Consider the following 9,850-nt stretch of genomic DNA (forward strand, 5'->3'; position numbering starts at 1 on the left):
ACATGGGTGGGGTTGAGCGTGAACCAAGGCAGGACGAGGTGAAACCGGCAACAAGCCGCGATTGACTGCAGTTCAAACGCCCTGAAGAACCTGTTCACCGCAGTATTTGCCAAGTGCGCTCTTGTGCCACCTGTAGCCTGAGAACTGGACCTATATGTACGTATACGACGAGTACGATCAGCGGATCATCGAGGACCGCGTCAAGCAGTTCCGTGATCAGACCCGACGCTATCTGGCAGGCGAGCTGAGCGAAGAAGAATTCCGCCCCCTGCGCCTGCAGAATGGCCTCTATATCCAACGTTTTGCCCCGATGCTGCGGGTCGCCGTGCCCTATGGCCAGCTGACTTCGCGCCAAGCGCGGATGATGGCCAAGATCGCCCGCGACTACGACAAGGGCTATGCGCACATCAGCACCCGGCAGAACGTACAGTTCAACTGGCCGGCCCTGGAAGACGTGCCGGACATCCTCGCCGAACTGGCCACCGTGCAGATGCACGCGATCCAGACCAGCGGCAACTGCCTGCGCAACGTCACCACTGATCAGTTCGCCGGTGTTGCTGCGGACGAACTGATCGACCCGCGACCCTGGTGCGAGATCGTCCGCCAGTGGACCACCTTCCACCCCGAGTTCGCCTATCTGCCGCGCAAGTTCAAGATCGCCATCAACGGCTCGACCTCTGACCGTGCGGCCATCGAAGTCCACGACATTGGCCTGGAGCCGGTGTACAACGCCGCCGGCGAGCTGGGTTTCCGTGTGCTGGTCGGTGGCGGCCTGGGCCGTACCCCGGTGGTCGGTGCCTTCATCAACGAGTTCCTGCCGTGGCAGGACCTGTTGAGCTACCTCGATGCGATCCTGCGGGTCTACAACCGCTACGGCCGTCGTGACAACAAGTACAAGGCGCGGATCAAGATCCTGGTCAAGGCCCTGACCCCCGAAGTGTTCGCCGAGAAGGTCGACGCCGAGATGGTCCACCTGAAGGGCGGCCAGACCACCCTGACCGAGGCCGAAGTGCATCGCGTGGCCAAGCATTTCGTCGATCCGGACTACCAGTCCCTGAGCAATCAGGACGCCGAGCTTGCGACTCTTGACCAGGAGCACCCGGGTTTTGCCCGCTGGCGCGTACGCAACACCCTGGCCCACAAGAAGCCGGGTTATGTTGCCGTGACCCTGTCGCTCAAGCCTACCGGCGTAGCACCGGGGGATGCCACCGACAAACAGTTCGACGCCATCGCCGACCTGGCCGAGCGCTACAGTTTTGGCCAGCTGCGCACCTCCCATGAACAGAACGTGATTCTCGCCGACGTCGAGCAAAGCCAACTGTTCACCCTCTGGGGCGAGTTGCGTGAAAACGGCTTCGCTACGCCGAACATCGGCTTGCTGACCGACATCATCTGCTGCCCGGGGGGCGACTTCTGCTCCCTGGCCAACGCCAAGTCGATCCCGATTGCCGAGTCCATCCAACGTCGCTTCGACGACCTGGACTACCTGTTCGACATCGGCGAACTGGACTTGAACATCTCCGGCTGCATGAATGCCTGTGGTCACCACCACGTCGGCCACATCGGCATCCTCGGTGTCGACAAGAAAGGCGAGGAGTTCTATCAAGTGTCCCTGGGCGGCAGTGCCAGCCGTGATGCCAGCCTGGGCAAGATCCTCGGCCCGTCCTTCGCCCAGGACGCCATGCCCGACGTAATCTCCAAGCTGATCGATGTGTACGTCGAACAACGCACTGAAGACGAGCGCTTCATCGACACCTACCAACGTATTGGCATCGACCTCTTCAAGGAGCGCGTCTATGCAGCGAATCATTAAGAACAACGAGGTCATCGACGAAACCTGGCACCTGCTGCCCAAGGATTCGACCCTCGACGGCATCTCCAACTGCGACGACCTGATCGTGCCGCTGGCCCTGTGGCGCGAGCATGCTCACGCCCTCAAGGCCCGCGACGGCGGCCTGGGTGTGTGGCTGGATGCGGATGAAGAAGCGGAAGAGATCGGCGACGACGTTGACCAGTTCCAGGTCATTGCCCTGAACTTCCCGGCCTTCACCGATGGCCGCAACTACTCCAACGCCCGCCTGCTGCGCGACCGTTATCGCTACAAAGGCGAATTGCGGGCAATTGGCGACGTGCTGCGCGACCAACTGTTCTACCTGCACCGCTGCGGCTTCGACGCCTATGCCTTGCGAGCCGACAAGGACCCGTACGAAGCCCTGGAAAGCCTCAAGGACTTCTCGGTGACTTACCAGGCCGCCACCGACGAACCGCTGCCGCTGTTCCGTCGTCGCTAATTCCAAGCGCCAACAAAAAGCCCTGAACCGGTCTCCCGGTTCAGGGCTTTTTTGTATCCGCCTCTCCCTCCGACCGTAGGAGCCGGCTTGCCGGCGAAGAGGCCTTTAAGCCTTGTACAAACCTTGCGGGCGCCTTCGCTGGCAAGCCAGCTCCTACACAGCCAGCTTCTACAAGGCCGGCGCGGGTTACCAGAAGCGCTGCTGGGTCAGGCGACTCCACCAGGTCAGCAGCACACGGTCGATGGACCCGCTGGCCGCCAGCCCCACGCGCTCCTGCAGGCTCTTGCGCTCGGCATAGTGCAAGTGGAAGACCTCGGCGCTCTTGGCCTTGTCCGCCAGGTATTCGTCGCTGGTCTGCAACTCGTCCACCAGCAGTTTTTCCTGCGCCGCCACACCCAGCCAGACTTCACCGGTAGCCACTTCATCAATGGCCAGTTGCGGGCGATAACGCGATACGAAGTTCTTGAACAATTGATGGGTCACGTCCAGGTCTTCCTGGAACTTCTCCCGGCCCTTCTCGGTGTTTTCGCCAAACACCGTCAGGGTGCGCTTGTACTCGCCGGCGGTGAGCACTTCGAAATCGATATCGTGCTTCTTCAGCAGGCGATTGACGTTGGGCAGCTGCGCCACCACACCGATGGAGCCGAGGATGGCAAACGGCGCACTGATAATTTTCTCGCCGATACAGGCCATCATGTAGCCGCCGCTGGCCGCGACCTTATCGATACACACCGTCAGCGGCACCCCGGCCTGGCGGATACGCGCCAGTTGCGACGACGCCAGACCATAGCTGTGGACCATGCCGCCACCGCTTTCCAGGCGCAGCACTACCTCATCCTTGGGTGTGGCCAGGCTCAGCAAGGCGGTAATCTCATGGCGCAAGCCTTCCGTCGCCGAAGCCTTGATATCGCCATTGAAGTCCAATACGAACACTCGGGACTTGACCTCGGCGGGTTGCTTCTTCTGCTTCTTCTCGCTCTTGCCCTGGGCCTTGCGCAAGGCCTTGAGTTGATCCTTGTCCAGCAGGCTCTGCTCCAGGCGCTCGCGCAGGTCTTTGTAGAAATCATTCAGCTTGCTGACTTGAAGCTGCCCGGTACCCTTGCGCCGGCCCTTGCTGCGCAGCGCAGCGGCGGTGATCAGCACCACCAGGATGGCGGCCACCAAGGTCACGGTCTTGGCCAGGAAACTGGCGTATTCGGCAAAAAACTCCACAGGGACTCCTCAAACATGGACCGCTGCCAACCAGCAGCGCAATGGGCTCAAGCATACCGGCGCGACCGGTCGGCCACCAGTCGCGAAACCTTGTGTAACCATGCTCCAAGAATCATTTCAAACAAGCGTATGTTTTTTCATTGACAGCTCACCGGCATCCTCATAACCTCGCAAAACTTTCAACGTACCGGGATGATGCGGACGTGGGCAGCATCTACTTGATTCGACATGGCCAGGCCTCTTTCGGTACAGACGATTATGACGTGCTGTCACCCACCGGCGTGCGTCAAGCCGCAGTGCTCGGTGAGCATCTGGCAGCCCTCGGAGTCAATTTCGATCGTTGCCTGTCCGGTGACTTGCGCCGTCAGCAGCACACCGCGCAGACCACCATGGAACAGATGGGCGCTGCCGGCATGACCAGCCCCAAGCTGGAAATCGACCCGGCCTTCAACGAATTCGATGCCGACGCCATCATCCGTGGCCTGCTGCCCGACCTGCTACCGCAGGAGCCCGAAGCCCTTAACATCTTGCGCAACGCCGCGCAGCACCGCGCCGAGTTCCAACGCATCTTCGCCCTGATCATCCAGCGCTGGCTGGCCGGCACCTACGATCCACCGGGCCTGGAAAGCTGGCTGGGCTTCGTCGAGCGGGTCCAGGGTGGCCTGCAACGGATTCTCGAAGCAGCGGACAATCAGCAGAAAATTGCGGTATTCACCTCGGGTGGCACCATCACCGCCCTGCTCCACCTGATCACCCGGATGCCTGCCCAGCAGGCCTTCGAATTGAACTGGCAAATCGTCAACACCTCGCTCAACCAGCTGAAATTCCGCGGTCGCGAGGTGTCCCTGGCTTCCTTCAACGGTCATGCGCATCTGCAACTGTTGAAGGCCCCGGAGCTCATCACCTTTCGTTGAGCCCGGCTTACTGTGACCCTTGTGTAATCACCCCATAAAAGGATCGAACCATGACCTCCGTAGCAGACGCCGTACAAGCCATGCAAGCCAAGTTCAACCCAGCTGCCGCTGCCGGCCTGGACCTGGTTTTCGGTTTCCGCATCGATGACTCCAAGCATTTCTCGCTGGTAGTCAAGGACAGCACCTGCGAACTCAAAGAAGGCGAGAACCCAGACGCCCAAGTCACCCTGGTGATGGATGGCGAGACCCTGGACGGCATCGTCAGCGGCGAAACCGACGGCATGCAAGCCTTCATGGGCGGCAAACTGCGCGCCGAAGGCGACATGATGCTGGCGATGAAACTCAGCGAGCTGTTCCCAGCCTAAGACCCCTCCGGTCAGGCTGCACCCGAATCCCGCCCCTGTGGCGGGATTCGTCGTTTCTGCAGGTCATGTTTTTGCTCCTGCTCCCTCGGCCACCCTGCGGCGGAAAACCGGGACACGGCAGTGCGGCAGACCCGCTGCCAATACCAGGTCGGGGGCTTGCTGCGCAGAGATCCCTTACCGCAAAACTGCCAAATAGAGCCGTTGAGCGCCTGATCCGCACGTCGACTCGCTTGATTGATCTCGGTCAGGTATTGCTCGTCAACACCCCTCTACTCTTGCGCCTTCATCGCGGCCAGGGACGGCTCAGTCGAAACCTGTGGCACCCCGCGCTCACTCACGGAAGAGTCTGTTTATGCGATCCCTGAAGATCATCCTGCTATCCACCGCCTTCAACGGCCTGACCCAACGCGCCTGGCTTGACCTGCGCCAGGCCGGGCACCGCCCCAGCGTAGTGCTGTTCACCAACGAGGAAGAAGTCTGCCGGCAGATCGAAGAGGCCGAAGCCGACCTGGTGATCTGCCCCTTCCTCAAGGACCGCGTACCGCAACAGCTGTGGAGCCACCCCAAACGCCCGGTGGTGATCATCCACCCGGGTATTGTCGGCGACCGCGGCGCCAGTGCCCTGGACTGGGCCATCAGCAAGGAACTCAAGCGCTGGGGCGTCACCGCGTTGCAGGCAGTAGAGGAAATGGACGCCGGGCCGATCTGGTCGACCCACGAATTCAACCTGCCCGCCGGGCTGCGCAAATCCGAGCTGTACAACGGCCTGGTGAGCGACGCCGCAATCCACTGCATCCGCGACGTAGTGGAGAAATTCCGTAGCGGCTTCACCCCCGTCCCTCTGGACTACAGCAAACCCTCGGTACTCGGGTGCCTGCAACCGAACATGAAACAATGCGACCGTACCTTCAGCTGGCACGATTGCGCGCACTTCATCAAGCGCAGCATCGACGCCGCCGACGGTCAGCCCGGGGTCCTCGCCAGCCTCGCCGGCGGCCAGTACTACGTGTACGACGCCCACCTGGATTCACGCAGCGGCCTACCGGGACAACTGCTGGCGGTACACGATGACGCGGTCCTGGTGGCCTGCGGCGATCACAGTTTGTGGATCGGTGCCCTGCGGCTCAAACCCCAGCCCGGTGAAGAAACCTTCAAGCGTCCCGCCCGCCACGTGCTGGCCGAACGCCTGAACGAGGTGCCGGTACTCGACTGGTCGGTGGCCAGCACCCCGTTCAGCACCGAGGCCTATCAGCCGATCCGCTACCGTGAGTCCGGCAAGGTCGGCGAGCTGACCTTCGAGTTCTACAACGGCGCGATGAGCACCGAACAATGCCAGCGACTGGTCGAGGCCCTGCGCTGGGTCAAGGCCCGCGACACCGAAGTACTGCTGGTGCGCGGCGGTCGCGGCGCATTCTGCAATGGCGTGCACCTCAACGTGATCCAGGCCGCCGAAGTGCCAGGCCTGGAAGCCTGGGCCAACATCCAGGCGATCGACGATGTCTGCCTGGAACTTCTGACGGCGCGCCAATTGGTGGTCAGCGGCCTGACCGGCAATGCCGGGGCCGGCGGGCTGATGCTTGGCCTGGCGGCGGACGTGGTCCTGGCCCGTGCCGACACCGTGTTCAACCCCCACTACAAGAGCATGGGCCTGTACGGCTCGGAATATTGGACCTACAGCCTGCCCCGCGCCGTCGGCCAGCCAATGGCCCTGGAGTTGACCGAAGCCTGCCTGCCGGTCAGCGCCCTCCAGGCCTTGCAGATGGGCATGGTGCAAGAGATCGGCCCACGTGACCCGGACGAATTCGGCCTGTGGTTGCTACAACGGGCCAACGCAGTGATCAACGATCCGAGCTACCAGCACCTGCGCCAGCGCAAGCTCGACGCCGATCCGCAGCTGATGCAGCACTGCCGCAATGCCGAGCTGGAGGAAATGCACATGGACATGGTGCAGAACCGCAAGGGCTTCGCCGAGAAATGCCATAACTTCGTCTACAAGCGCAAAACCTGCCGCACCCCGGAGCGGCTGATCGAGGACTGGGCCAAATCCCGGGAAGTGGCCCTGGTAGACTGATCCCGCTCGACTGCCCAACCTGATCACCGCCCGGCTTGACCGGGCGGTTTCATTGGCCCGGCTGCAACAGCAACGCCACCAGCGCGGTCCAGCCGGTCTGGTGGCTAGCCCCCAGGCCGCGCCCGGTTTCACCATGAAAATACTCATGGAACAGCACCAGCTCGCGATCCTCGACATCCACCTGCAATTGCGGGTAGCCACTCATGGACGGCCGTCGCCCCTCCTCATCCCGCAGAAACAGGCGCGTCAAACGCTGACTCAGCCCGTCAGCCACTTCCTCCAGGGACGCCAGATAACCGGAACCGCGCGGGTACTCCACCGAGAAGTTGACGTCGTAGTAACGATGAAACTCCCGCAGGGATTCAATCAGCAGGTAATTGATCGGCATCCACAACGGCCCGCGCCAGTTGGAGTTGCCGCCATACAGCCGTGAATCGGATTCCGCCGGTTCATAGCGAGCACACAACTGCTTGCCGTCCACCTGCATGATGAACGGCTGCTCGAAGGCCTTGGACAGGGAACGGATACCGAACGCCGAGAGGAACTCGCTTTCATCGAGCATGCGTTTGAGCAGGTCCTTGGTACGCTCACCCCGCAGCAGTGCCAGGAGCATGCGATTGCCCTTGCCGGGCTCGTACCAGCGCGACACCAGGCTCGCCAGGTCCGGACGGTGGTGCAGGAAGCCCAGCAGGCGCTGGGCCAGCCCCGGCAAATTTTCGTGCTCATGCTGCTCCAGAACCTGCACCGCAAACAGCGGCATCAGGCCGACGATGGAGCGCAGCCGCAGCGGCTCGTTCTGCCCATCGGGGCGATGCAGCACGTCATAAAAGAACTGGTCCTGCTCATCCCACAAGCCCTCGGCACTTTCATCCACGCGGTTGATGGCCCCGGCGATATAGAGGAAGTGCTCGAAGAACTTCACCGCGATGTCCACGTACACACCGTTGCGCTTGGCCAGTTCCAGGGCTATGCGCATCAGGTCCAGGGCATAGGCCGCGACCCAGGCGGTGCCGTCGGCCTGATCCAGGCTGAAACCTTCAGGCAAGGCGGCGGAACGATCGAACAGGGCGATATTGTCCAGCCCCAGAAAGCCGCCCTGGAACAGGTTGCGGCCCTCGGCGTCCTTGCGGTTGACCCACCAGGAAAAATTCAACAGCAGCTTGTGGAAGATCCGTTCGAGAAAGTCCAGGTCGCCCTCGCCGCTCAGGGCCTTCTCCTGCTGGTAGACCCGCCAGCAGGCCCAGGCATGCACCGGCGGATTGGCATCGTCGAAGCGCCACTCGTAGGCCGGTAGTTGGCCATTGGGATGCATGAAGCGATCCTTCACCAGCAACAGCAGTTGCTGCTTGGCGAAGGCAGGGTCGATCAGGGCGAAGGCCACGGCCTGGAAACCCAGGTCCCAGGAAGCGTACCAGGGGTACTCCCAGGTATCGGGCATGGAGACGATGTCGCAGTTGGACAGGTGCCGCCAATGGGTGTTGCGCAGGTGCTCGCGCTCGCTGGGGGGCGCCGGCTGACCGGGGTCGCCGTCCAGCCACTGGTTGACGTCGAAGTAGTACAGCTGCTTGGACCACAGCAGCCCAGCCAGGGCCTGACGCTGGACATTGCGCGCATCGGCGCTGGTGATGCCCTGCTGCAACGCCGCGTAGAATTCATCAGCCTCGCGCCGACGCTGCTCGAACAGATTGCGGGCGCTGACCGGCTCACTGCCCGCCGGAGCAAAGCGCAAGAACAGGCGCTGGCTCTCGCCGCCCGCCAGTTCCAGGACAAAGTGCGCCGCCACCCGAGTACCACCATCGAAGCTCACAGCACTGGCCTGACCGTCCACCAGGTAGTCGTTGATGCCGTCCTTGAACGGCCCCGGTGACGCCAGCCCGTCCAGCTTGGGGAAGTTGCTGTCGTTATTGCAGAACAGCCACTGGCAGGGTTTGGCGCCCCAGGCGGTGATCTGCCGATCGGGCAGTTGCCCGTGTCGCGCCAGCACCTTGTCACCCTCCAGGCGCAGGCTTGGCCGCGGCTCGTCGCCGCCCCAGCTCCAGGTGTTGCGCGCCCAGACCTGGGGCAGCACCCGCAGCCGCGCCGGCTGGTGGAAACGGTTGTGCACGGTGATGTGCATGAAAATGTCATCGGCCGTGTGCTTGGCGTACTCCACCGTCACGTCGAAGTAGCGGTTGTCCTCGAAGACCCCGGTATCGAGGATCTCGTACTCGGTGTCGTTCAGGCCGCGACGGGCGTTTTCCGCCACCAGGTCGGCGTAGGGAAAAGCGGCGTGGGGGTACTTGTAGAGCATGCGCATGTAGGCATGGCTGGGCACCCCGTCGAGGTAGAAATACAGCTCCTTGACGTCCTCGCCGTGGTTGCCCTCGGCGTTGTTCAGGCCGAACAGGCGCTCCTTGAGAATGCTGTCGTGTTCATTCCACAATGCCAGCCCCAGGCACCAGTGCTGGGCCTTGTCGGAAAACCCCGCCAGCCCGTCCTCGCCCCAGCGATAGGCACGGCTGCGGGCATGTTCATGGGGGAAGTAGTTCCAGGCATCGCCATCGGCACTGTAGTCTTCGCGCACCGTGCCCCACTGCCGCTCGCTGAGGTAGGGGCCCCACTGGCGCCAGTGCTCGGCCTCGCTGCCTTGCAGGCGCCGGCCTTCAACGGTACCGAGAATGCTGGTGGTGGATTTTGCCGGCATGGGAGGTGTCCTTGGCCATGGAGGTGACCTGCAGTGTAGGAGCGGCCTGGCGCACCGCCCCATGACAAATGTTTCACGGTGCGAAGGCCCGAGGCCGTGAAAAACCCACGACACACACGGGCCAGAGCCGTTACGGCTAAATTTTCCGCCCCAGGCTCGTTATAATCGGCAACCCTTTTATGGCAATGCGGATTCAATGATGTTCAGTTGCAAAGCGTTTTTTCCGGGAGTGCTGCTGGTGGCCGCCTTCTCGGCCCAGGCCGAAGGCCTTGATCTGAGCTACCCGCAGCCCCCGTTGCCGGCCACCCCCAGCC

The 9,850-nt window shown here is 62.2% G+C and carries 7 protein-coding genes; 5 read left to right on the plus strand and 2 right to left on the minus strand.

Annotated elements, in window-relative coordinates:
* Positions 1–154: 154 nt before the first annotated feature.
* Both GV818_RS23250 and GV818_RS23255 read left to right on the plus strand, forming a co-directional pair.
* Positions 155–1,813: a nitrite/sulfite reductase gene (locus tag GV818_RS23250; RefSeq protein WP_161757800.1), complete on the plus strand. Its 1,659-nt coding sequence runs from the start codon at positions 155–157 to the stop codon at positions 1,811–1,813.
* Positions 1,797–2,291 (plus strand): DUF934 domain-containing protein, encoded by a 495-nt coding sequence (locus GV818_RS23255; RefSeq protein ID WP_161757801.1) that lies wholly within the window; start codon positions 1,797–1,799, stop codon positions 2,289–2,291. The genes GV818_RS23250 and GV818_RS23255 overlap by 17 nt, the downstream gene beginning before the upstream one ends.
* A 186-nt stretch (positions 2,292–2,477) precedes the next feature.
* Here the strand turns inward: GV818_RS23255 and sohB are convergent, their stop codons facing one another.
* Positions 2,478–3,503 (minus strand): protease SohB, encoded by a 1,026-nt coding sequence (gene sohB / locus GV818_RS23260; RefSeq protein ID WP_161757802.1) that lies wholly within the window; start codon positions 3,501–3,503, stop codon positions 2,478–2,480.
* A 203-nt stretch (positions 3,504–3,706) separates the two neighbouring features.
* On the opposite strand from sohB, the gene GV818_RS23265 reads away from it, so the two are divergent.
* The 3 genes from GV818_RS23265 to GV818_RS23275 all read left to right on the plus strand — a co-directional run bounded on the left by GV818_RS23265 (position 3,707) and on the right by GV818_RS23275 (position 6,853).
* On the plus strand, positions 3,707–4,417 hold the full coding sequence (locus tag GV818_RS23265; RefSeq protein ID WP_161757803.1) for a histidine phosphatase family protein: 711 nt from the start codon (positions 3,707–3,709) through the stop codon (positions 4,415–4,417).
* Between the two features lie 50 nt (positions 4,418–4,467).
* The gene (locus GV818_RS23270) at positions 4,468–4,782 is read left to right on the plus strand and encodes an SCP2 sterol-binding domain-containing protein (protein WP_011061945.1); all 315 of its coding nucleotides are present in this window, start codon (positions 4,468–4,470) and stop codon (positions 4,780–4,782) included.
* Between the two features lie 352 nt (positions 4,783–5,134).
* Positions 5,135–6,853: a hydrogenase maturation protein gene (locus GV818_RS23275; RefSeq protein WP_161777645.1), complete on the plus strand. Its 1,719-nt coding sequence runs from the start codon at positions 5,135–5,137 to the stop codon at positions 6,851–6,853.
* A gap of 49 nt (positions 6,854–6,902) precedes the next feature.
* Here the strand turns inward: GV818_RS23275 and GV818_RS23280 are convergent, their stop codons facing one another.
* Complete coding sequence (locus GV818_RS23280; protein WP_161777646.1) at positions 6,903–9,536, minus strand: MGH1-like glycoside hydrolase domain-containing protein; 2,634 nt, start codon at positions 9,534–9,536, stop codon at positions 6,903–6,905.
* Between the last annotated feature and the right edge of the window lie 314 nt (positions 9,537–9,850).

The sequence above is a fragment of the Pseudomonas sp. Fl4BN1 genome (assembly GCF_009908285.1).
Lineage (GTDB): Bacteria > Pseudomonadota > Gammaproteobacteria > Pseudomonadales > Pseudomonadaceae > Aquipseudomonas.